General features: G+C 45.8%; 20 protein-coding genes. 8 read left to right on the top strand and 12 right to left on the bottom strand.

Annotated elements, in window-relative coordinates; translation table 11 throughout:
- Positions 1 to 97: 97 nt before the first annotated feature.
- Genes mce through Q5076_RS05520 form a run of 5 tightly spaced genes read left to right on the top strand, consistent with a single transcriptional unit; the run spans position 98 to position 4,658 of the window.
- Positions 98 to 502 (top strand): methylmalonyl-CoA epimerase, encoded by a 405-nt coding sequence (gene mce / locus Q5076_RS05540; RefSeq protein ID WP_303011481.1) that lies wholly within the window; start codon positions 98 to 100, stop codon positions 500 to 502.
- Positions 503 to 531: 29 nt separating this feature from the next.
- Positions 532 to 2,085 carry an acyl-CoA carboxylase subunit beta gene (locus Q5076_RS05535; protein ID WP_303011479.1) on the top strand — a complete coding sequence of 518 codons (1,554 nt, stop codon included), beginning with the start codon at positions 532 to 534 and terminating at the stop codon, positions 2,083 to 2,085.
- A 31-nt stretch (positions 2,086 to 2,116) separates the two neighbouring features.
- Positions 2,117 to 3,037, top strand: a complete 921-nt coding sequence (locus Q5076_RS05530; RefSeq protein ID WP_303011477.1) for an OadG family transporter subunit — start codon at positions 2,117 to 2,119, stop codon at positions 3,035 to 3,037.
- Between the two features lie 24 nt (positions 3,038 to 3,061).
- Entirely contained in the window at positions 3,062 to 3,496 is a 435-nt protein-coding gene (locus Q5076_RS05525) for a biotin/lipoyl-containing protein (RefSeq protein ID WP_303011475.1), read from the top strand.
- Between the two features lies 1 nt (position 3,497).
- Positions 3,498 to 4,658 carry a sodium ion-translocating decarboxylase subunit beta gene (locus Q5076_RS05520; RefSeq protein ID WP_303011474.1) on the top strand — a complete coding sequence of 387 codons (1,161 nt, stop codon included), beginning with the start codon at positions 3,498 to 3,500 and terminating at the stop codon, positions 4,656 to 4,658.
- A gap of 277 nt (positions 4,659 to 4,935) precedes the next feature.
- On the opposite strand, the gene Q5076_RS05515 is transcribed toward Q5076_RS05520, so the two are convergent.
- A complete protein-coding gene (locus Q5076_RS05515) occupies positions 4,936 to 5,940 on the bottom strand; it encodes a class II fructose-bisphosphate aldolase (protein WP_303011472.1) in 1,005 nt (334 codons plus the stop codon).
- Positions 5,941 to 6,289: 349 nt separating this feature from the next.
- On the opposite strand from Q5076_RS05515, the gene Q5076_RS05510 reads away from it, so the two are divergent.
- On the top strand, positions 6,290 to 6,544 hold the full coding sequence (locus Q5076_RS05510) for a type B 50S ribosomal protein L31 (RefSeq protein ID WP_294537319.1): 255 nt from the start codon (positions 6,290 to 6,292) through the stop codon (positions 6,542 to 6,544).
- 200 nt (positions 6,545 to 6,744) lie between these two features.
- Here Q5076_RS05510 and Q5076_RS05505 read toward each other — a convergent pair whose 3' ends face one another.
- Both Q5076_RS05505 and Q5076_RS05500 read right to left on the bottom strand, forming a co-directional pair.
- Positions 6,745 to 7,116 carry a VOC family protein gene (locus Q5076_RS05505; RefSeq protein ID WP_303011468.1) on the bottom strand — a complete coding sequence of 124 codons (372 nt, stop codon included), beginning with the start codon at positions 7,114 to 7,116 and terminating at the stop codon, positions 6,745 to 6,747.
- Positions 7,117 to 7,196: 80 nt separating this feature from the next.
- Positions 7,197 to 7,991 (bottom strand): helix-turn-helix domain-containing protein, encoded by a 795-nt coding sequence (locus Q5076_RS05500; protein WP_303011466.1) that lies wholly within the window; start codon positions 7,989 to 7,991, stop codon positions 7,197 to 7,199.
- Between the two features lie 324 nt (positions 7,992 to 8,315).
- Between Q5076_RS05500 and Q5076_RS05495 the strand changes: the two genes are divergently transcribed.
- Entirely contained in the window at positions 8,316 to 8,699 is a 384-nt protein-coding gene (locus Q5076_RS05495; protein ID WP_303011463.1) for a hypothetical protein, read from the top strand.
- Positions 8,700 to 8,750: 51 nt separating this feature from the next.
- Here Q5076_RS05495 and Q5076_RS05490 read toward each other — a convergent pair whose 3' ends face one another.
- The 9 genes from Q5076_RS05490 to Q5076_RS05450 all read right to left on the bottom strand — a co-directional run bounded on the left by Q5076_RS05490 (position 8,751) and on the right by Q5076_RS05450 (position 18,106).
- Complete coding sequence (locus tag Q5076_RS05490; RefSeq protein ID WP_303011461.1) at positions 8,751 to 9,986, bottom strand: sodium ion-translocating decarboxylase subunit beta; 1,236 nt, start codon at positions 9,984 to 9,986, stop codon at positions 8,751 to 8,753.
- Positions 9,986 to 11,815 carry a biotin/lipoyl-containing protein gene (locus Q5076_RS05485; protein ID WP_303011460.1) on the bottom strand — a complete coding sequence of 610 codons (1,830 nt, stop codon included), beginning with the start codon at positions 11,813 to 11,815 and terminating at the stop codon, positions 9,986 to 9,988. Before Q5076_RS05485 ends, Q5076_RS05490 begins: the two co-directional genes overlap by 1 nt.
- A 30-nt stretch (positions 11,816 to 11,845) precedes the next feature.
- Positions 11,846 to 12,106 carry an OadG family protein gene (locus Q5076_RS05480; RefSeq protein WP_303011459.1) on the bottom strand — a complete coding sequence of 87 codons (261 nt, stop codon included), beginning with the start codon at positions 12,104 to 12,106 and terminating at the stop codon, positions 11,846 to 11,848.
- Between the two features lie 837 nt (positions 12,107 to 12,943).
- The gene (locus Q5076_RS05475) at positions 12,944 to 13,789 is read right to left on the bottom strand and encodes a FecR family protein (protein ID WP_303011455.1); all 846 of its coding nucleotides are present in this window, start codon (positions 13,787 to 13,789) and stop codon (positions 12,944 to 12,946) included.
- 3 nt (positions 13,790 to 13,792) lie between these two features.
- A complete protein-coding gene (locus Q5076_RS05470; protein ID WP_303011454.1) occupies positions 13,793 to 14,383 on the bottom strand; it encodes an RNA polymerase sigma factor in 591 nt (196 codons plus the stop codon).
- Positions 14,384 to 14,466: 83 nt separating this feature from the next.
- A complete protein-coding gene (locus Q5076_RS05465) occupies positions 14,467 to 16,041 on the bottom strand; it encodes a peptide chain release factor 3 (RefSeq protein WP_303011453.1) in 1,575 nt (524 codons plus the stop codon).
- 5 nt (positions 16,042 to 16,046) lie between these two features.
- Positions 16,047 to 16,895, bottom strand: coding sequence for a dTDP-4-dehydrorhamnose reductase (gene rfbD / locus Q5076_RS05460; protein WP_303011451.1), 849 nt, complete (start codon positions 16,893 to 16,895; stop codon positions 16,047 to 16,049).
- Entirely contained in the window at positions 16,896 to 17,441 is a 546-nt protein-coding gene (locus Q5076_RS05455; protein ID WP_303011449.1) for a DUF4924 family protein, read from the bottom strand.
- Between the two features lie 11 nt (positions 17,442 to 17,452).
- Positions 17,453 to 18,106 carry a LysE family translocator gene (locus Q5076_RS05450; protein ID WP_303011448.1) on the bottom strand — a complete coding sequence of 218 codons (654 nt, stop codon included), beginning with the start codon at positions 18,104 to 18,106 and terminating at the stop codon, positions 17,453 to 17,455.
- 229 nt (positions 18,107 to 18,335) lie between these two features.
- Between Q5076_RS05450 and purL the strand changes: the two genes are divergently transcribed.
- Entirely contained in the window at positions 18,336 to 22,046 is a 3,711-nt protein-coding gene (purL, locus tag Q5076_RS05445) for a phosphoribosylformylglycinamidine synthase (protein ID WP_303011447.1), read from the top strand.
- Positions 22,047 to 22,326 lie beyond the last annotated feature (280 nt).

Genomic DNA, 22,326 nt, shown 5'->3' with positions numbered 1-22,326 from the left:
GCTGAAAAATTTCTTTATTAAGCAAGAATTGTCTTTCTTTGTGCTGTTTTATACCATATAAGCACATAATTTAAAACCAAATAAAAAAAATATAGTCATGAAGATTTCACACATTGAACATCTGGGCATTGCCGTAAAGAGCATCGAAGAGGCCCTTCCTTACTACGAAAACGTATTAGGTTTGAAGTGTTATAACATTGAAACGGTAGAGGACCAGAAGGTTAGAACCGCTTTCCTGAAAGTAGGCGAGACGAAAATCGAACTGTTGGAGCCGACATGTCCCGAAAGTACTATCGCCAAGTTTATCGAGAACAGGGGCATGGGTGTCCACCACGTGGCATTTGCCGTAGAAGACGGCGTAGCCAACGCCTTGGCAGAAGCGGAAAGCAAGGAAATCCGCCTGATTGACAAAGCTCCCCGTAAAGGCGCCGAAGGTTTGAACATCGCTTTCCTTCACCCGAAATCCACTTTGGGAGTGTTGACAGAACTCTGCGAACATTAATCTATAAACTCTAAAACCAACAAGAACTCATGAGTAATCAACTTGAAAAAATTAAAGAGCTTATTGAACGTCGTGCCGTAGCGCGTATCGGAGGCGGCGAAAAAGCAATTGCGAAGCAACACGAGAAAGGGAAATACACAGCACGTGAGCGTCTGGCTATGCTGCTGGATGAAGGCAGCTTCGAAGAAATGGACATGTTCGTCGAGCATAGATGCACGAACTTCGGTATGGAGAAAAAACATTATCCGGGTGACGGCGTGGTAACCGGTTGCGGTACTATCGAAGGACGCCTGGTATATGTATTCGCTCAAGATTTCACCGTTTCCGCCGGTTCTCTGTCGGAAACCATGTCGCAGAAGATTTGCAAAATCATGGACCAGGCCATGAAAATGGGTGCTCCCTGTATCGGAATCAACGACTCAGGAGGTGCACGTATTCAGGAAGGTATCAATGCTTTGGCCGGTTACGCGGAAATATTCCAACGTAACATCCTCGCATCCGGCGTTATTCCGCAAATTTCCGGTATCTTCGGCCCTTGTGCCGGCGGCGCCGTTTATTCTCCGGCTTTGACTGACTTTACTCTGATGATGGAAGGCACTTCCTATATGTTCCTTACCGGTCCGAAAGTGGTGAAAACCGTAACGGGTGAGGACGTAAGCCAGGAAAACCTCGGAGGCGCAAGCGTACATTCCACCAAATCGGGCGTTACCCACTTCACTGCCCAGACAGAAGAAGAGGGATTGGCGCTAATCCGCAAACTATTAAGTTATATCCCGCAGAATAATCTTGAAGAGGCTCCTTACATCGACTGTACCGACCCTATCGACCGGTTGGAGGACTCTTTGAACGATATCATCCCCGACAGCCCCAACAAACCGTACGACATGTATGAAGTCATCGGTGCGATTGTGGACAACGGTGAGTTCCTCGAAATCCAGAAAGACTACGCCAAGAACATTATCATCGGTTTCGCACGTTTCAACGGACAATCCGTGGGTATCGTCGCCAACCAGCCGAAATATCTGGCAGGAGTGCTCGACAGCAACGCATCCCGCAAGGGCGCACGTTTCGTACGTTTCTGCGATGCTTTCAATATTCCTATCGTATCATTGGTGGACGTGCCGGGATTCCTTCCGGGAACAGGACAGGAATACAACGGAGTAATCCTCCACGGCGCCAAGCTGTTATATGCTTACGGTGAAGCCACCGTGCCCAAGGTAACAATCACATTGCGCAAATCTTACGGCGGCTCGCACATCGTCATGAGCTGTAAACAACTCCGCGGAGACATGAATTATGCATGGCCTACTGCAGAAATTGCCGTAATGGGCGGTGCGGGAGCCGTAGAAGTGTTGTACGCCCGTGAAGCGAAAGAGCATGAAAATCCGGCGCAATTCCTTGCGGAAAAGGAAGCCGAATATACCAAACTGTTCGCCAATCCTTACAATGCGGCCAAATACGGTTACATTGACGACGTTATCGAACCGCGCAACACACGTTTCCGTATTATCCGCGCTTTGCAGCAATTGCAGACCAAGAAGCTGAGCAATCCGGCTAAGAAACATGGTAATATTCCGTTGTAATCTAACTTTTCACATTAAAACAAGAACGATTATGAACAAATTCAAAACCGGAATATTCCTTTCTTTGCTATCGCTCGCCGGGCTGACTTCTTGCGGAGAACAAGAGTCGAACAGCAAGCTGGTGCTAAATGAAATCCTGATAGACAACCAAAGCAACTATCAGGACGATTACGGGGTACACAGCGCATGGATTGAAATATTCAACAAGTCATACGGCAGCGCCGATTTGGCAGCTTGCCTGTTAAAGGTGAGCAGCCAACCGGGAGACACGATTACTTATTTTATCCCGAAAGGCGATATCCTGACAGTAATAAAACCCCGTCAACATGCCTTATTCTGGGCAGACGGAGAGCCGAACCGCGGAACTTTCCACACGAACTTCAAACTGAACGCCGAAACAGCCAATTGGGTCGGCCTGTTCGATTCCGGCAAGAAGCTGCTGGACGAAGTGGTAGTACCGGCAGGTGTTCTCAAACCCGACCATTCTTACGCACGTATCAGTGACGGAGCGCTGGAATGGGAAGTGAAAGGCGGAAGCAGCGACAAGTATGTCACTCCGAGCACGAATAACAAGACGCTTAACAGCAACGCCAAGATGGAAAAATTCGAAGAACATGATGCGGTCGGCATCGGTATGTCCATTTCGGCTATGAGCGTAGTATTCTGCGGATTGATTCTTCTTTTCATCGCTTTCAAAATCATCGGCAAAATAGCCGTGAACCTGAGCAAACGCAATACCATGAAATCCAAAGGTATCGACAAGCACGAAGCGAAACAGTTATCGCAGGCTCCGGGCGAAGTATATGCCGCCATCTCCATGGCATTGCATGAAATGCAGGATGAAGTACACGATGTAGAAGAAACCGTATTGACTATCACTCGTGTGAAACGCAGCTATTCACCGTGGAGCTCAAAGATTTACACTTTGCGCGAGACTCCCCCCAGAAAGTAAATCACCCAATAAAAAGATAAAACGATGAAAGAATATAAATATAAAATCAACGGTAACTCATATAAAGTAACCATTGGAGACATCGAAGACAACATCGCTCACGTAGAAGTGAACGGTACACACTATAAAGTGGAAATGGAAAAACAACCGAAGGCTGCACCGGCAAGGCCCGTGGTGCGTCCTTTGCCTAACTCTCCGGCCGCTCCTACCACGCCGGTAGTGAAACCGACCGCTCCTTCCGGCGGCAAATCCGGTGTTAAATCTCCGCTGCCGGGCGTTATCCTCGATATCAAGGTAAATGTCGGCGATACCGTAAAAAAGGGACAAACTATCATTATATTGGAAGCCATGAAAATGGAAAACAATATCAATGCGGACAAAGACGGTAAAGTGACTGCCGTCAATGTCAACAAGGGAGATTCTGTTCTTGAAGGTACTGACCTCGTAATTATCGAATAATATGGGAGATTTTATTAACTTTTTAGGAAACAACCTTGCCGACTTCTGGACCTACACAGGATTTGCCAACGCTACAGCGGGACACATCATCATGATTCTTGTCGGCCTGGCGTTCATCTACTTGGCCGTAGCCAAAGAGTTTGAACCGATGTTGCTGATTCCCATCGGATTCGGTATCCTAATCGGTAATATACCTTTTAACATGGATGCCGGACTGAAAGTCGGCATTTACGAAGAAGGTTCGGTATTGAACATATTGTACCAGGGAGTGACTTCCGGCTGGTATCCGCCACTCATATTTTTAGGTATCGGCGCCATGACCGACTTTTCCGCACTTATCTCTAACCCCAAACTGATGCTGATTGGCGCAGCCGCACAATTCGGTATTTTCGGGGCTTATATGATTGCATTGGAAATGGGATTCGACCCGATGCAGGCCGGTGCTATCGGCATTATCGGCGGTGCGGACGGCCCGACGGCTATCTTCCTTTCGTCCAAACTGGCCCCGAACCTGATGGGAGCTATTGCGGTGTCCGCCTATTCCTATATGGCGCTAGTGCCGGTGATACAACCGCCAATCATGCGTTTGCTCACCACCAAGCACGAGCGTGTTATCCGCATGAAGCCGCCGCGTGCCGTTTCACATACGGAAAAGGTGATTTTCCCGATTATCGGTTTGCTGTTGACTTGCTTCCTGGTTCCTTCCGGTCTGCCTTTGCTGGGTATGCTGTTCTTCGGCAACTTGCTGAAAGAAAGCGGTGTGACCCGTCGTTTGGCTAACACGGCCAGCGGTCCGTTGATTGATACGATTACCATCCTGTTGGGACTTACGGTGGGCGCTTCCACTCAAGCATCCGAATTCCTGACGTTTGACTCAATCAAGATTTTCGCTCTCGGTGCTTTGTCATTCATCATTGCTACCGCATCCGGCGTACTCTTCGTCAAAATCTTCAATCTTTTCCTGAAGAAAGGTAATAAGATTAATCCGCTAATCGGTAATGCCGGTGTATCCGCAGTTCCTGACTCCGCCCGTATCTCCCAAATTATCGGTCTGGAATATGACCCGACCAACTATTTGCTGATGCATGCCATGGGTCCGAATGTTGCCGGAGTAATCGGTTCGGCTGTCGCTGCCGGTATCCTGCTTGGATTCTTGATGTAAAAACAACTGTCTTTCATATAAAAACGCTTCCTTATCAAAGAAGGAAGCGTTTTTTTTATTGCCTTATGTTATTCTTTCTCATTCTCAGATGCAATACCGTTCCAGGACTCAAGATGACCCAATAAAAAGGGACATTCGGTAAATAGTATAAAATTAGCCAACTAATTCATACTTAAAGTATTGCGAATTAGGGATATTCAGTAAATGTCCCTAAAAAAGGCTGCCACCGTTAAAACCGATAGCAGCCTTTCAAATTTATTCTGGAATAATCCGAAGATTACTGTGCCAGTTTATTATCGGAACCGAGCACATTGATGATTTTGTGCTTATACAGTTTTTCCATATTGTCACGAGCCGGTCCCAGATACTTACGCGGGTCGAATTCAGCCGGTTTTTCAGCGAATACTTTACGTACGGCAGCAGTCATAGCCAGACGAGAGTCTGAGTCGATATTAATCTTGCAAACAGCAGACTTAGCGGCCTTACGCAATTCTTCTTCCGGAATACCGATAGCAGCTTTCAGAGCACCGCCGTATTTGTTGATAGTTTCCACTTCTTCCTGAGGAACAGAAGATGAACCGTGAAGAACGATAGGGAATCCCGGAAGTTTTTCCATTACAGCGTCCAATACGTTGAATGCCAACGGAGGAGGAACCATACGGCCTGTCTTCGGGTCGATGTGGCATTGTTCCGGAGTGAATTTATAAGCACCGTGAGAAGTACCGATAGAGATTGCCAAAGAGTCGCAACCCGTACGAGTAGCAAAATCAATTACTTCTTCGGGGTCGGTATATGTGTGATGGTCTGAAGAAACTTCATCTTCCACACCTGCCAACACGCCCAATTCACCTTCTACAGTTACATCGAACTGGTGAGCATAGTCAACCACTTTCTTCGTCAACGCTACGTTTTCTTCGTAAGGAAGATGAGAACCGTCAATCATGACTGAAGAAAAACCGGAGTCGATGCAAGACTTGCAAGTTTCAAAAGTATCTCCGTGGTCAAGGTGAAGAACGATTTCGGGATGTGCACAACCTAATTCTTTAGCATATTCCACAGCACCCTGGGCCATGTAACGCAACAAAGTTGCGTTAGCATACTGACGCGCACCTTTGGAAACCTGAAGAATCACAGGAGATTTAGTTTCAACAGCAGCCTTGATGATAGCCTGCATTTGTTCCATATTGTTGAAGTTGAATGCTGGGATAGCATATCCACCTTTGATAGCCTTAGCAAACATTTCTCTTGTGTTTACCAATCCTAAATCTTTGTAATTTACCATTTTGTTTAAAGTTTATTGTTAGTGAATAAAAATTCTACGCAAAAGTAAGCATTCTCACCCGAATAACGAACATCGGAAAGGAAAATATAGCAGAAAAAGGTTTAAATCCGTGACTGATTTCTTATAGGAAAGTGAGTCTGATATCAGATTGTAATGTCTACCTAGCAAATGAATATGAACAAGATTACCTGCCTTCTACTTATAAAACAGGATACCTCTACCGAAGTTTTTCCATAAAACTTTTTTCTATTTCAAAGAAAAGCATTATCTTTGCGCTCTGAAAAAGACCATTACACTATTTCTTACCAAAAATAGGAACAGAATATAAATTAAAAAAACAGATACTGAAATGAAAAAAGGTATTCATCCAGAATCATACCGTCCGGTAGTATTCAAAGATATGTCAAACGGTGACATGTTTTTGTCCAAGTCAACTGTAGCAACGAAAGAAACCATTGAATTTGAAGGTGAAACTTATCCGTTGCTGAAAATTGAAATCTCAAACACGTCTCACCCGTTCTATACAGGTAAATCTACATTGGTAGACACAGCCGGACGTGTTGATAAGTTCATGAGCCGTTATGGTGACCGTAAGAAGAAATAAATCAATCTTTTCCGTAAGATTGAGAAAAAGGAGGTTTCGAGTTCGAAATCTCCTTTTTTCATTCTTTTCCTCCCCTCTCCTTCCCGGAAAGCCATAAGTTCTTTTTCCGGCAGGAAAATCAGAAAAAGGTACTGGAAAATACATATACTGCCTGCCCCGAACCGAAGCGGAGAGATGTCACCTGCCGGTTTCCGCCAGGCCTATTTCTCAGCATAAAGTCCAAGCGTATTTCCTTCACTATCGGCAAACATGGCAAAATACCCCATCCCGTCCGCTTCTATTTTAGTTTTTGGACGGACTGTCTTACCGCCGTTAGCCTCAATCAGGGATAACGCAGTTTCGATGCTTTCGACCGGCAGACTGACCAATACGCCATCTCTGGAAGGATGAAAATCCGTCGCCCACGAGATTGCGACATTAGGCTTGATTGAGAAATCTGAAAAGAAAGCCATCTTTTCCGTCTCACAAGCATCACAGACCCTCAGCTCGATGCCTAATACTGTTTCATAAAACCTTACTGCACGCTCAAAATCCACCGAAGGAATTTCTACCAATTCAATCAAATTTTTCATCATTTGTTAATTTTTAGTTTCTGTCTTATTGACCTCACAAAGGTAAAGCGACGAAAATCCGTAAACTTGGAAAAAAGGGACTAAATAGAGAAATAATCGGAATAAGGGGTACAGATTGCCACATACTGGCCCGGAGTGTAACCGGAAAAAAGCTTGAACTCGTTTATCATGTGTGCCTGGTCATAATAACCGCATTCATAAGCCAATGCGGTAAAATTCATCGCCGGGTTTTGCTGCAACGTATAGAGCGCCCTGTGAAACCGGACAATCCGCATAAATTCTTTCGGGGTCGCTCCCACGTATTCGCCAAAAATCCGTTGAAACTGTTTTTTACTCAGACAAATCTCCTCCGCGAGACGGGATACGGAAAGTTCTTTACCGCACTGGTTGATTGCATTGACAGCCGTAACCATCCTCCGGTAATTATATTCTTTCAAAGGTTGCAAACGATTCATTAAAAAGGCTTCAATCAGATGGATGCAAGTATGGTTATCAGTCGTATGAAGTATCTTGTCTTCCAACTCTTTTAATGAACCGATGTTCAAGTCATCCGCCGAAACAATCAAACCGGATAATTCGGAGAGGGGCAACTCAAAGAAAGCTTTTACTCCGAACGGGTGAAATACCACAGCAATCATACTAACCGTCCCTGTCGGAATCAAATCCGCAAAAGAAAGAGACTGTCCTGAAAACGAAGTCGTCGCAATAAGCTGACGGTTGCATTTCATAGGATTAGCCCTGTGGAATAATAAATCCACATTGCCGCTCGGAAAGATCCGCTGTGAATTGACAACATCATCGCTTTCCAATAGCCAGTAGTGCTTGACGTAGGGTGTAAGTACTGCAGAGGGACGTATAATACTGAAATGTTCCATCGGACACAAAGTTAATCCTTCAAATCGGAATAACCTTGTAAAAAAGAGACATTTCCCGTTTGACAGTTCTTTTAGAACTCCCGCATTTCAAACCTGCCATCTCCCCCAATGGCAAATTAACGACCAATCAAACTGCCCGGTAATTTCCATTGCTTGGACAAGAGGTTATCCCGTCAGAACAAAACATCTCCCTATTGAAACAAAAAACATGTGTTTATCTCTCCCGACAAACAAAAAGAAATCCGGTCAGCTCCGTTTATTATCAAAAAAGAAACTACCTTTACGGAATTAATAAAACAAAATAGAAATAATCAACCCAAAACAATGACAAAGGAGGAAGTTTATAAACTTATCAGGCAACGCCTGTCTTTCGGGGACGAATTGCAACAGCAGTTAAGACATATTAATAAAGACGTTTTCATGAAAGAACACCGCAGGTTCGAGATGTCCGGATGCGAAAGCCAAACCGGTTGGTGCACAGTTTTCAATACGGCTATTCTGAATGAATTTGCAGACCTGGGAATCTACAATTACACCTCTTACCTTTTTCTCGATTTCCATAGAGGGGTTCCGACCGTCTATCTCAAATATTTTTCCGAAGATGAAAACCTGGAATACACTCTTGACGGATATACGACAACGGAAATTATATTCGCAATCTTCGAATTGACTATTTTCTCCGGCAAACCAACAAGAATCCGGAGATAAGCCAGTACTTACCTCCGGATTCCCCAATCTAAATTGTATGTCGTCCTTTAATTATGCAAGGAAAGAAATCAATACCCCGGCAGCTACGGCAGAACCAATGACTCCGGAGATGTTACTTGCCATACAATATTGCAACACATGATTTTTTGAATCGTACTTCAAAGCAATCTCATTGGCAACACGGCTCGCCATCGGAACGGCACTTAATCCGGTCGCACCGATAAGCGGGTTGATTTTTTTCTTGGAGAACAGATTCACCAACTTCACGAACAGGATACCGCCCGCAATGGACAAGGCAAATGCCAGGAAACCGCCGATAACGATGCCGATTGTAGTCCAATTCAGGAAGGCTTCCGTTGTCATGGTTGCACCCACCGACAATCCGAGAAAAATAGTAGCGGCATTCATAATGCTATTGGAGGCGGCATCGAACAGACGGAATGTATTCGTCCCGATTTCTTTCACCAGGTTACCGAACATCAGCATACCAATCAAAGGAACCGCACTCGGCACAAACAAGGCTACAACTGTAGTCACCACAATCGGGAAGACAATCTTCAGCACACGCAGATTCTTAATCTCCGTCTTTGAAGGATATTTTTTCTCTTGTTCCTTCATGTTGATGCTCAACTCTTTTTTAGTACAGAGCAACTTCACTACCAGCGGAATAATCACCGGAACCAATGCCATATACGAATAGGCTGCAATAGCAATCGGTCCCAACAGATGAGGAGCCAGCTTGATAGTCGTGAAGATGGCTGTCGGACCGTCCGCACCGCCGATAATGCCGAGAGAAGCCGCCTCTTTAGGAGTGAATCCCATCAGAATAGCTACCAGCAATACGGTAAAGATGCCAAGCTGTGCGGCAGCCCCGAAAATAGAAAGACGCAGGTTACGCAACATCGGACCGAAATCAGTCAATGCACCGACTCCCATAAAGATAATCGGCGGCAGGAAGCCTGTCTTAATCAACATATAATAAATGAAGTTCATCAACCCCAGCTCATGTGCAATATCATGCAGGGGCATTTCCCAGATGTTCTTCATTACCCCGTTCACCATCACCATGCCATTCTCATCCGCCTGGACCACTCCCATATCTCCTCCGGGGAAGTTGGCAAGCAATACGCCGAAGGCGATAGGAACCAGCAACAAGGGTTCGTACTGTTTCTTGATACCCAAATAAAGCAAGACGAACGCGATGGCATACATTATCAGGAACTGCGGTTCGGCAACAATATTGCTGAACGCAGTCATGTCATATAAGTTTTCAAATATCTCGTTCATTATCCTATCTTCATTAATACATCATCTTCAGAAACACTGTCCCCCGGATTAACGCAGATAGCAGTAATCGTACCGCCAAATTCCGCACGGATGGCATTATAAGTCTTCATTGCTTCTACATAACAGAGCACATCTCCCTCTTTCACCGCATCGCCGACCTTCAAAGCAGATTCCTGTGCATTTTTTACCAGGAAGAATTTGCCTTCAAGCGGAGAAAGGACTTCTTTCCCTTCTCCCGCCGGTACAGCGGCGGCAGGTGCGGCAGGAAGCTCGGCATCACCGTAAGCTACGGTCACGCGATAAGCCTGTCCGTCCACTTGTACGGTCAGAGTCTTCGGCTTGGCATCTTCCGACGGCGATTTATCTTTCTCGGCACGGCGTTTGGCTACATCTTCCAAAAATTCTTCTTTGGCTTTACCGCTCTTGTAAGCCTCGTACTGAGCCGGATGCATCGCATATTCAAAGAGTTCTTCATCGTCTTCTCCCGTCTCCCATTTGTTCTCTTTCATCAATTTGCGGTACTTGTCAAGAGAATCCGGATAATTATCCTGCGGATTTCCTTCGAAGAACTTACGTCCCTCACGTTCCGCCTTCTCTACGATTTCAGGAGCGAGTTTGCCCGGCAAGCGTCCTGCTTTACCTAAAATCATATCCCAGATATCATCGGCAATCATTCCCCAACGTTCCTTGCCTTTCTCCATTGCCATTACATTCATCATAGCCAGATTTTTCACATACTGGCTGAACGGAGTCACCAACGGGGGATAACCGACACGCGGCCATACATAGGCAACCTCGTCAAACAGCTTAATCAAAAGCTGGTCTTGCGTCATGAACGGCAAATTACGTTTCGCCTTATATTTGTTGATTGATTCCAGATTTGTTTCAAGGTCTGCCATCAAACTGCCCATCATACCGCCGGGAAGTCCGGGGGCAATAAGCAGGGAATTCATCAGGCGGTTTTTCGGACTGATGTACAATCCGAGAAAATCGTCCATAAATTCCTGAATCAACCCGCGTACCTTCATATAGGCTTCCATATTAATTTCAGGGACTTGGTAACCGGCATCTTTCAGCATGGCTTGTACACTTAGCAAATCAGCATGTCCCGTGCCCCATGATAGCGGCTCCATCCCCACGTCGATGTAATCGCAACCGGCTTCACAAACTTCGAGGATGCTTGCCATATTGAATCCCGGACCTGCATGACTATGATATTGGACAGGTATCTCAGGATGCGCCGCCTTGATATTAGCGACAATCTTACCCAACGAAACGGGACGGCCGATTCCCGCCATATCCTTGATACAGATTTCATCCGCTCCCAGCTTGATAAGTTCCAACGCCATGTTAGTGTAATACTCTACGGTATGGATGGGTGAATGGGTGATACAGAGCGAACATTGCGAAATCATGCCTGCTTCCTTCGCATACGTAATGGAAGGAGCAATGTTACGCACATCGTTCAATCCGCAGAAAGTACGGGTGATATCTGTGCCTTGTGCTTTTTTCACTTTATAGAACAGTTTGCGGACGTCTGCCGGGACGGGACTCATACGGAGTCCGTTCAACGCACGGTCGAGCATGTGGGTTTGAATGCCTGCTTCATGGAATGGTTTCGTCCATTCGCGTACGGCTCTATTCGGGTTTTCGCCAAACAATAAATTTACCTGTTCAAAACCTCCGCCATTGGTTTCCACACGGGCAAAACAACCCATTTCAATAATAGCGGGAGCTACCTTCACGAGTTGGTCTACACGAGGTACGTATTTTCCGGCAGACTGCCACATATCTCGGAACACCAAACTAAACTTTACTTCTCTTTTCATGTTTTTCAACGATAAAATGATATTGATTAATTATAATTTTTCTACTTTAGTGACTTTCCCCTTACCTTGTGTCACCACATTCACAGCAGCCGTAATGGCAGCCAGAATATTAGCCGGAACAGGCGCAGGACCTTTCTGTGCCTCTTTCTTGGCAGGAAGTACTTCTTCCGGAGCATACTTATTGACTGAAGCAATCAGTAATTTACCTAAATAAATCACAATCAGCAGAATAACAAACACGGTAGCCATTCCGACCACCATCAGCAAGAGCGCTGTCTCGATATTTTCCATATAACAAATTATTAGTAATTTAAGCGTGTGTGTCTAAAAGCGTTCGAAAATACCAATTTTTTATTTTAAAATTAATTAAGAAAGGGATAATAAAGTATAAAACCGCAAGTTAGCGATAAGATTTATAATCTCCCGAAATCGCTTTCTTAAAAAATAAATTGGCGTGGGAGAAGTTCCCTCCTTCTTCTCCCACACACTGCAGATAAAAAAACAATTATAAAAAATAATGTATTTACTGATAGCAGATTGATAACAGATAACAATCCGACTAAATTTCACTTCCGGCTTCATTTTTTTCTTAACCTAGCAAAGTCTCCGGAAGCAAACCGATCAACATAAAATATAACTCTCCGGCCATCATCGGCCTCCTGAATAAAATTAGTGTGCCGGGTATAAACCTCCTGAAACTCATCCCGGCTTTTCAATCGGAAAATCAAGCTGACTCATTTTCAACTTCGGCGAGGGAACCCTTTTCCAATCCACTCTTTTGACAGTCATTCATTATACTGTCCTGAATCTATTGTTTGTTTTGACTTTTTCGTTCGCCACCTTTTCCTGATGACATTAAATATCTTTTCCGCGCTTCATTTAAGAAGCGCTTACATTAGGAGGAGAACGTTTCTTTCCTTTTTTACCAAAAAAAATCAAGAAAAATAAACGGATAGTTCTAAAACGTGGTGATAGTTTTAACGGAACCGGCTTCATACGGTGTTGCAAACGATAGATAATCAATTTCAAACTCTGCTACAAATACCCCGGCAAACCCTTTCCCGGGAATTCAAAGAATAAACGAAAAAATGATAAACACTGAACAAATTACCGATTCCGCCCAGCTTTTTATTGAAGAATAACTTCTTTGCCCCGAAGCTGGTAACCGATTCCGCAGGATCCGAAGACCTTTTCCAACGTAGCGTTCAAATCCTTTGTCAGAATGGCCCCGCTGTAAATCATTCCCTCACATTTTTCACGTCCGATGACCTTCACTTTAAATATCTGCTCCATATCCGCAACGACATTCACCAACGGATCATCTTCGTATTCCAGAATCTCCGGAAATTCAGATTCCGGTGTCGGCACTTTCCTTTTTACCGGAACAATTTTACTTTCATCACACCGGACGCTTTGTCCGGCAGTCAATGTCTGTTGCCCGACAGGCGTTGCAACCTGCACACTTCCTTCTTCACAATTCACAAGCATTTTCTTTCCTTGTTGTGCCACCAGAAACTTCGTGCCCAACACTGTCACATTTCCCGCCTCTGTCCAGACGGTAAATGTCTCTCCGGAAGTCACATTAAAAAGTGCCCTTCCGAACAGTTGCAGTTTCCGTTCCCAAAACCATCCGATACGATTGTATGCCAAAGTCGAATTTGCCATGAGTTTTACCTTACTGCCGTCCGGCAATTCATAGTCCACCGCCGTCGCCTCAGCAGTCACCTTTTTTGCAGACAAATAATAAGCGCTTACTCCCAGAAGAATAACAAATGCGGCAGCCACTCCCCGATACAGGAAAACGGACTTATAACCATCCCGCTTCCGCCGGCGGCTTAAAGCAATCCGATGAATCTCTTCCCGCTGCAATTCCAGTTTTCCGGCAATTTTCGCTTTACGGATAAATTTCTCACCGGTCAGAGGCAGTTTACCTTCCTCAATGTACTTTTCCAAAAGTCCCGTTTTATCTTCCATACCTCAACTAAAAATCCATAAATTAGCCCCCACCGCAATCAGGAAAGATTTATCCAACCGTTCTCTCAGTTTGGATATAGCCATGTGGGTGGTGTTATAAACCGTGCGTGAAGTCAATCCCATCACCTGCGCTATTTCCTCCGGACTCATTTTTCTGTAATATTTCAGATAAATTACTTCCCGTTGCTGCCTAGTCAGGTTATTAATCTCCTTCTGCAGAGTTTCCAATTGCTCCCTTTCCAATTCGGAGCGGATGATAGCCGTTTCTATATCAATCTCAAGGTCAAATTTATATTCGTCCGTATCCACTTCATCCAACGAACTGAATGTTCCGCCATTCTCTTTCTTCAACTCACTTATAATGATGTGCCTCAATGAAACACATAAATATGCAGGAATTGACTTAGGTGTGGCGCAAGTTTCTCTTTTTTCAAAGATATACATAAACAACGACTGTATCGCATCAGTAACCAAATCATCATTTCCGGCAATCTTCATGCCATATCCGTACAGTAAATCCGCATATTGGTCATAAAGCCGCCGGAACGCCCCTTCATCTCCTTGCTGAATCTTATTCCAGGATAGCTTATTCATTTCCCTCCTCTCTCATCTATATGAGATATGTTTGTTTCGTTTTATCCGTTTTTCCCTCCGGTCAAGCCCGGTGAAACGGGCATCTAAAATTCACTTGTAAAATGGAACTTAATATGTTTGAAATCCATCTGTGCCATTTGAAGTACATAGCCGGAATCGGCAAGAAACACATCCCGCCCTTCTCTGTCCTTAGCCATATACTGGTATTTACGTTTCTTGAAAGCTTCCAACTCCGCCGGTTCGTCACTTTCCACCCAGCAAGCCTTATACAGGCTTACCGGCTCCCAACGACAGGATGCATTGTATTCATTCAACAGACGATATTGAATAACCTCGAACTGCAACTGTCCTACCGTACCGATAATCTTACGTCCGTTGAACTGGTTGACAAAAAGCTGGGCCACTCCTTCATCCATCAGTTGGTCTATGCCTTTGGCTAACTGTTTCTGCTTCATCGGGTCTGCATTCTCGATATACTTGAACATCTCCGGCGAGAAACTGGGCAATCCGCGGAAATGAAGCATTTCTCCTTCCGTCAACGTATCGCCGATTTTAAACGTGCCATTATCCGGCAACCCGATAATATCTCCGGCATAAGCCTCGTCAATGGTTGTCTTCCGTTGCGCCATGAACTGTGTAGGCGACGAGAAACGCATCGTTTTACCGTGACGGACATGCAAATACGGAGCGTTACGCACGAACTTGCCTGAACAAATCTTACAGAAAGCGACACATGAGCGATGGTTCGGGTCAATATTAGCCGTAATCTTAAAGATAAACCCGGTAAACTTCGGCTCTTCCGGTTTCACTTCACGTTCTTCCGCCTGCACGGGACGAGGACTCGGAGCGATTTCAACAAAGCAATTCAATAATTCTTGCACACCGAAGTTGTTCAATGCAGATCCGAAAAACACCGGTGCGCAATCTCCCGCCAGATAAGCCTCCGAGTCAAATGCCGGATAAACTCCCTCAATCAACTCCAGGTCACCGCGCAATTTGTCTGCCAGCGGCTTCCCGATTTGATTATCCAGCTCCTCCGTATGGATATCGACCTCCACCTTCTCCGTCACCATCTGTTTGGACGGTTGATACAAATCCAGTTTCTGCTCGTAGATATTATATACTCCTTTAAAACGCGCTCCCTGTTCAATCGGCCAGGAGAGCGGACGCACCTGAATCATCAGTTCTTCTTCCAGCTCATCCAGCAAGTCGAACGGGTCTTTTCCTTCCCGGTCCATCTTGTTGACGAAAATGATGACCGGGGTCTTTCTCATACGGCATACCTCCATCAGCTTCCGTGTCTGCGTTTCCACGCCTTTCGCACCGTCTACTACGATAATAACACTGTCTACCGCAGTCAGCGTACGATATGTATCTTCGGCAAAATCCTGGTGTCCCGGAGTGTCAAGGATATTAATCTTGTAATCGCGGTAATCGAACTCCATCACGGAAGTCGTCACCGAAATACCGCGCTGTTTCTCGATTTCCATCCAGTCGGAAGTAGCCGTTTTCTTAATCTTGTTACTCTTTACCGCACCTGCCACTTGAATCTGACCGCCGAACAGCAACAGCTTTTCCGTCAGTGATGTTTTTCCGGCATCCGGATGTGCAATAATGGCGAACGTCCGCCGTCTTAAAATTTCTGTATTATCTGCCATATATATTATAAGGTGTCAATGCATCGTTCAAGACTCTCTTCCCAATGAGGAATCTCGATACCGAACGTTGTTTTTATCTTTGTCTTATCAAATACGGAATAGGCCGGACGGTTTGCTTTTACCGGATATTCCGCCGTATGTAAAGGTTTCACCTTGCACGATTTAATTCCCGCCAGCCGATGAACGGCTACAGCGAAATCATACCACGAACAGACTCCTTCATTACTGAAATGATAGACGCCGCGAATAAGTCCTTTATTTATTATGGAACAGATAGCCCGTGCAAGGTCTTTGGCATAAGTCGGCGTCCCTATCTGATCGAAGACCACTCCCAGAGTGTCGCGTTCCTTCCCCAGACGTATCATTGTCTTTACGAAATTATTGCCGAAAGCGGAATAAAGCCATGCAGTACGGATAATGACCGCCTTTTCACAGCATTCCAACACTTCCCGTTCTCCTTCCAGCTTGGTGGTTCCGTAAACGGAACCGGGGCAAGGTTCACATTCTTCCGTATAAGGAGAATGGGCAGTCCCGTCAAAAACATAGTCCGTAGAAATCTGAATGATAGCTGCATTATTGGTTTGTGCCGCCCGTGCCAGAATACCGGGAGCCGTACTGTTCAGCCGATACGCCATTTCCCGGTCATCCTCCGCTTTATCCACCGCCGTATAAGCCGCACAGTTCACTATCAATTCAATCTGTTTTTCGGCAATGTACGTCCGCACGGCTGCTTCATCACAGATATCGAGTTCACGTATATCCGTGAAATAATACGCATGTTGCGGATTCTCTTCGGCAAGCAACTGCATCTCATTGCCAAGCTGCCCATTGGCGCCCGTTACTAAAATTCTCATTTATTCATCAAGTTTTAATTCACCTTTACGGTCTTTGTCGTAATAGTTTGCCAGCATGGAAAGGAAACTGCTGATAGTTTCCACAGCCTTCGTCGTTCCTTCACTGACAGGTTTTCCTTGCAGGCGAAGCAGAAATACGCCATACAAAGCTTCAAAACATGTTTCAAGCTCCGGCTCTTCCTTCTTCCCGTTCTTCATCCGCAATTCTACGATAAACGGCAAAGCCTTGAAATAGGCAGCACTGTAAAAAGGGAATTTCGGGGAAGAAGACAGCGCATTGTGCAATTCCGTCAAATTGATAATCACATTTTTATTTATCTGCAGATGACCTTTTTCACGCACCCCTTCTTCGCTCATCATTGTAATCAGGTTGCCGTACCATTCCCTCATGGCAGGACGCTGTTCTTCCGGATAACGGGCAATCACATGCTCTTCCATTTCTTCCAGTTCACAATGGTTGGCACGGATAAGGTCTTCTTCCTGCCACATATATATCAGATATTCGGCAATGTTTTTCTCTTTCAGTTGTTGTGCTATCCGATTCATAATATCATCTTCTAATAAAGCGACTCTCCCAACAATGTGTAGATAAGTCCGGCAAGGGATACCAGCATCACAATACTGCCGATAACGCGATTCAGTATCCAGATTCCGCGCAAATTAAACTTCGTGCGTACCTTGTTCACAAAATAAGTGATTCCGAACCACCAGACCAATGCGCCCAGGACAATGGCGAAATACCCGGTAATCTCTTCAAACACCAGTACCCCCGGCTGCACAAAAGCAAAACGGGCAAAAAGACCGATGAACAAGAAGATAATCAGGGGATTGGAGAGCGTAACGAAAAATGCGGTAATGAAATTATGGAAATAAGAACCCTTATTGGCCGATGCCGGACGAATGGACTGCACCGGATTGCTGCGAAAGGTATATATTCCGAAAAGAAGCAGCATGATACTGCCCAATAATTGCAGGTAGAAAATATTCTTATTGATGTAGTCGAACACAAAACTCATGCCGTAACCGGTCAATAAGGCATAAGCAATGTCGCTCAATGAGGCTCCCAATCCTGTCACAAATCCATACCAACGCCCTTTATTCAAGGTTCTCTGAATACACAGGACCCCCACCGGACCGAGAGGTGCGGACACAACAACGCCAATAATAAAGCCTTTAACTATTATATCGAATATTGTTCCTATCTGAATCATGCCGCAAATATCGCACTTTTTTATGAGACGTGGATAGGATATTAACGTTTTTTCCAACGAACTGTAAGAAAGGCCGGAGCAGACAACCGGCAAAGCAAAGATGCGGTTTGCATAATATATATGAAGATACAAGGAATTTATTCTTTATTTTTTTCTCACCACCAACGAAATTGCTTATCTTTGCGCCACAGAAAAAAGTGGCAAATCATAAAATCATATATAATAAGACATGATTCTTTTTTTCAGAACCCCTTCCAAGAGCGCGATTGCCGTAGAGAGCAACCATCCGCTCACCCCGGACGAAAGTAATAAACTCTGCTGGCTTTTTGGAGAAGCCGTGACGGAAAGTGAAGAAAACCTGAAAGGCTGTTTCGTCGGTCCCCGCCGCGAAATGATTACCCCCTGGAGTACAAATGCTGTAGAAATCACCCAGAACATGGGACTTGAAGGTATCAGCCGCATAGAGGAATACTTCCCCGTAAAGGATGAAAATGCCGATCATGACCCGATGCTGCAACGCATGTACAAAGGACTTGACCAGAACGTATTCACGACCAACCATCAACCGGAACCCATTATCTACATCGAAGACCTGGAAGCTTACAACGAACAAGAAGGGCTTGCTCTTTCGAAAGAAGAAATGGACTACTTGAAGAAAGTGGAAAACGACCTCGGACGCAAACTGACCGATTCCGAGGTTTTCGGTTTCGCGCAAATCAATTCCGAACATTGCCGCCACAAAATTTTCGGCGGAACATTCATTATCGACGGCGTAGAACAGGAATCGTCCCTGTTCCAAATGATAAAAAAGACCACACAGGAAAATCCGAATAAAATCATTTCCGCCTATAAAGACAATGTAGCTTTTGCAGAAGGACCGGTTGTGGAACAGTTTGCTCCGGCAGACCATTCCAAACCCGATTTCTTCCAAATCAAAGATATTAAAAGCGTTATCTCGTTGAAAGCGGAAACACATAACTTCCCGACTACCGTAGAGCCGTTCAACGGCGCTTCCACAGGTACGGGCGGCGAAATCCGGGACCGTATGGGCGGAGGCAAAGGTTCATGGCCGATTGCCGGTACTGCCGTCTACATAACCTCTTACCCCCGTACGGAAGAAGGACGTGAATGGGAAGAGATTCTTCCGGTACGCAAATGGTTGTACCAGACTCCCGAACAAATCCTGATTAAGGCGTCCAACGGCGCTTCCGATTTCGGTAACAAATTCGGCCAACCGTTGATTTGCGGTTCGGTACTGACTTTCGAACATCAGGAAAAAAAGGGAGAACCTTTCTACGGTTATGACAAAGTTATCATGCTTGCCGGCGGTGTAGGTTACGGTACGCAACGCGACTGCCTGAAAGGCAAACCGGAAGCCGGGAATAAAATCGTTGTCATCGGAGGTGACAATTACCGTATCGGGCTTGGCGGGGGTTCCGTATCTTCTGTCGATACCGGACGTTACAGCAGCGGCATCGAACTGAATGCCGTGCAACGTGCCAATGCAGAAATGCAGAAACGTGCCAACAACGTTGTACGCGCTCTCTGTGAGGAAGACACGAATCCCGTTGTCTCTATCCACGACCACGGTTCGGCCGGACATGTGAACTGCCTGTCCGAATTAGTGGAAGAATGCGGAGGCCTGATTGACATGAGTAAATTGCCTATCGGTGACAAAACCCTGTCCGCCAAAGAAATAATCGCCAATGAGAGCCAGGAGCGCATGGGACTTCTCATCAAAGAAGAAGCCATCGAACATGTACGTAAAATCGCCGAACGCGAACGCGCCCCGATGTATGTAGTCGGTGAAACGACCGGCGACCACCGCTTCGCTTTCCAGCAAGCTGACGGTGTACGCCCGTTCGACCTTGCCGTAGAGCAAATGTTCGGTTCTTCCCCCAAGACATATATGGTGGACAAGACTGTGGAACATCATTATGAAATGCCTGCATACGAACTGTCCGAACTTCACGAATACCTGACGAACGTATTGCAGCTCGAAGCGGTAGCTTGCAAAGACTGGCTGACGAACAAGGTAGACCGTTCGGTAACAGGAAAAATAGCCCGCCAGCAATGCCAGGGCGAGCTTCAGTTACCGTTGAGCGACTGCGGTGTCGTGACGCTCGACTACCGGGGCGAGAAAGGTATCGCCACTTCCATCGGACATGCTCCGCAGGCCGCACTCGCCGACCCAGCCGCCGGTTCCATTCTTTCCGTATCCGAAGCCTTGACAAATCTCGTATGGGCTCCGATGGCGGACGGCATGGACAGCATTTCCCTGTCTGCCAACTGGATGTGGCCCTGCCGTTCGCAGGAAGGGGAAGACGCCCGCCTCTACACAGCCGTAAAAGCGTTGAGCGACTTCTGTTGCGCTCTGCAAATCAATGTTCCTACGGGAAAAGATTCTTTGTCTATGACACAGAAATACCCGAACGGCGAGAAAGTGATTTCTCCGGGAACCGTGATTGTCTCAGCAGGCGGTGAGGTTTCCGACGTAAAGAAAGTGGTATCCCCCGTATTGGTGAACAATAAAAAAACGACTCTCTACCATATCGATTTCAGTTTTGACGAACTGAAACTCGGCGGTTCCGCCTTCGCGCAATCCCTGGGCAAGGTGGGTGATGATGTGCCTTGTGTACAGGACGCCGAATATTTCCGTGACGCTTTCCTCGCCGTACAGCAATTAGTCAATAAGAAATTAATCCTTGCCGGACATGACATTTCCGCCGGAGGCCTGATTACCACATTGCTCGAAATGTGTTTCTCCAACGTAGAAGGAGGTATGGAAATCAACCTCGATAAGATAAAGGAACAGGACATTGTCAAGATTCTGTTTGCAGAGAATCCGGGTATCGTTATCCAAATCAACGACAAGCACAAAGAAGAAGTCAAGAAGATACTGGAAGATGCCGGCATAGGTTATGTAAAACTGGGTAAACCGACTGACGAACGCCACATTCTGATATCCAAGAACGGGGCTACCTACCAGTTCGGCGTAGACTATATGCGTGACGTATGGTATTCCTCCTCCTATCTGCTCGACCGCAAGCAATCAATGAACGGCTGTGCGAAGAAGCGTTTCGAGAACTATAAGATGCAACCTGTCGAGTTTGCTTTCATGCCGGAATTCAAAGGTAAATTCTCCCAATACGGCATCACTCCGGACCGCCGTACCCCTAGCGGTATCCGGGCGGCCATTATCCGTGAAAAGGGGACAAACGGCGAACGCGAGATGGCTTATTCGCTCTATCTGGCGGGATTCGACGTAAAAGACGTCACCATGACCGACCTCATCAGCGGCCGCGAGACGCTGGAAGATGTAAACATGATTGTTTACTGCGGCGGTTTCTCCAATTCCGACGTACTCGGTTCCGCCAAAGGATGGGCGGGCGCATTCCTGTTTAACCCGAAAGCAAAAGAAGCTTTGGACAACTATTATGCACGTGAAGATACGCTGTCATTAGGTGTTTGCAACGGTTGCCAATTGATGATGGAACTGGACCTTATCAATCCCGAACATGAGAAAAAGGGCAAAATGCTGCATAACGACTCACATAAGTTCGAATCACGTTTCCTCGGACTCACCATCCCGACAAACCGCAGCGTAATGTTCGGTTCCCTGAGCGGCAGCAAGCTGGGTATCTGGGTAGCCCACGGAGAAGGGAAGTTCTCGTTGCCGTATGAGGAAGACCGGTATAACGTGGTTGCCAAATACAGTTATGACGAATATCCGTCCAACCCGAACGGTTCCGACTATTCCATCGCAGCATTGGCTAGCGCCGACGGACGCCATCTGGCTATCATGCCTCATCTGGAACGTTCCATTTTCCCTTGGCAGAACGGATATTATCCGGCAGACCGTAAAGACAGCGACCAGGTAACGCCGTGGATAGAAGCATTTGTCAATGCACGCAAATGGATTGAGGAAAAAATGAAATAACATAATCCTTTTATATTTTACCGAGGCTGTATCAAAATAAAGACAGGTTTATCAGATTCGTCACTGCCTACCTTAATGGAGAACATGATGATAACCGGATTTTATTTTTGATACAGCTTCGTTTTTATCCGGTTGCAGCTTCGTGTTTATTCTACCATCAGCAAAAGGCCACTCAAGCTCAACCAAACAGGAAACCAAAACAAGCAATAATTAAGATTCTTCACCCTTATCACGCCAAACGCCTGATTTTAAAATTTTGCAGAGTCGGAAAGTTTTCTTA

The organism is uncultured Bacteroides sp., from assembly GCF_958445495.1.
In the GTDB taxonomy this organism is placed as follows: Bacteria; Bacteroidota; Bacteroidia; order Bacteroidales; family Bacteroidaceae; genus Bacteroides.
Note: the sequence above shows the minus strand (reverse complement) of the source record. Positions and strands in the feature narration are given on the sequence as shown.

Bases quoted from the DNA above. Each gene is read 5' to 3' on its own strand.
- Q5076_RS05450 (WP_303011448.1), bottom strand. From the start codon at position 18,106: ATGATTCAGATAGGAACAATATTCGATATAATAGTTAAAGGCTTTATT.
- rfbD (WP_303011451.1), bottom strand. From the start codon at position 16,895: ATGAGAATTTTAGTAACGGGCGCCAATGGGCAGCTTGGCAATGAGATG.
- mce (WP_303011481.1), top strand. From the start codon at position 98: ATGAAGATTTCACACATTGAACATCTGGGCATTGCCGTAAAGAGCATC.
- Q5076_RS05480 (WP_303011459.1), bottom strand. From the start codon at position 12,106: ATGGAAAATATCGAGACAGCGCTCTTGCTGATGGTGGTCGGAATGGCT.
- Q5076_RS05520 (WP_303011474.1), top strand. From the start codon at position 3,498: ATGGGAGATTTTATTAACTTTTTAGGAAACAACCTTGCCGACTTCTGG.
- Q5076_RS05490 (WP_303011461.1), bottom strand. From the start codon at position 9,986: ATGAACGAGATATTTGAAAACTTATATGACATGACTGCGTTCAGCAAT.
- Q5076_RS05510 (WP_294537319.1), top strand. From the start codon at position 6,290: ATGAAAAAAGGTATTCATCCAGAATCATACCGTCCGGTAGTATTCAAA.
- purL (WP_303011447.1), top strand. From the start codon at position 18,336: ATGATTCTTTTTTTCAGAACCCCTTCCAAGAGCGCGATTGCCGTAGAG.
- Q5076_RS05525 (WP_303011475.1), top strand. From the start codon at position 3,062: ATGAAAGAATATAAATATAAAATCAACGGTAACTCATATAAAGTAACC.
- Q5076_RS05465 (WP_303011453.1), bottom strand. From the start codon at position 16,041: ATGGCAGATAATACAGAAATTTTAAGACGGCGGACGTTCGCCATTATT.
- Q5076_RS05495 (WP_303011463.1), top strand. From the start codon at position 8,316: ATGACAAAGGAGGAAGTTTATAAACTTATCAGGCAACGCCTGTCTTTC.
- Q5076_RS05515 (WP_303011472.1), bottom strand. From the start codon at position 5,940: ATGGTAAATTACAAAGATTTAGGATTGGTAAACACAAGAGAAATGTTT.
- Q5076_RS05500 (WP_303011466.1), bottom strand. From the start codon at position 7,991: ATGGAACATTTCAGTATTATACGTCCCTCTGCAGTACTTACACCCTAC.
- Q5076_RS05485 (WP_303011460.1), bottom strand. From the start codon at position 11,815: ATGAAAAGAGAAGTAAAGTTTAGTTTGGTGTTCCGAGATATGTGGCAG.
- Q5076_RS05455 (WP_303011449.1), bottom strand. From the start codon at position 17,441: ATGAATCGGATAGCACAACAACTGAAAGAGAAAAACATTGCCGAATAT.
- Q5076_RS05475 (WP_303011455.1), bottom strand. From the start codon at position 13,789: ATGGAAGATAAAACGGGACTTTTGGAAAAGTACATTGAGGAAGGTAAA.
- Q5076_RS05505 (WP_303011468.1), bottom strand. From the start codon at position 7,116: ATGAAAAATTTGATTGAATTGGTAGAAATTCCTTCGGTGGATTTTGAG.
- Q5076_RS05530 (WP_303011477.1), top strand. From the start codon at position 2,117: ATGAACAAATTCAAAACCGGAATATTCCTTTCTTTGCTATCGCTCGCC.
- Q5076_RS05535 (WP_303011479.1), top strand. From the start codon at position 532: ATGAGTAATCAACTTGAAAAAATTAAAGAGCTTATTGAACGTCGTGCC.
- Q5076_RS05470 (WP_303011454.1), bottom strand. From the start codon at position 14,383: ATGAATAAGCTATCCTGGAATAAGATTCAGCAAGGAGATGAAGGGGCG.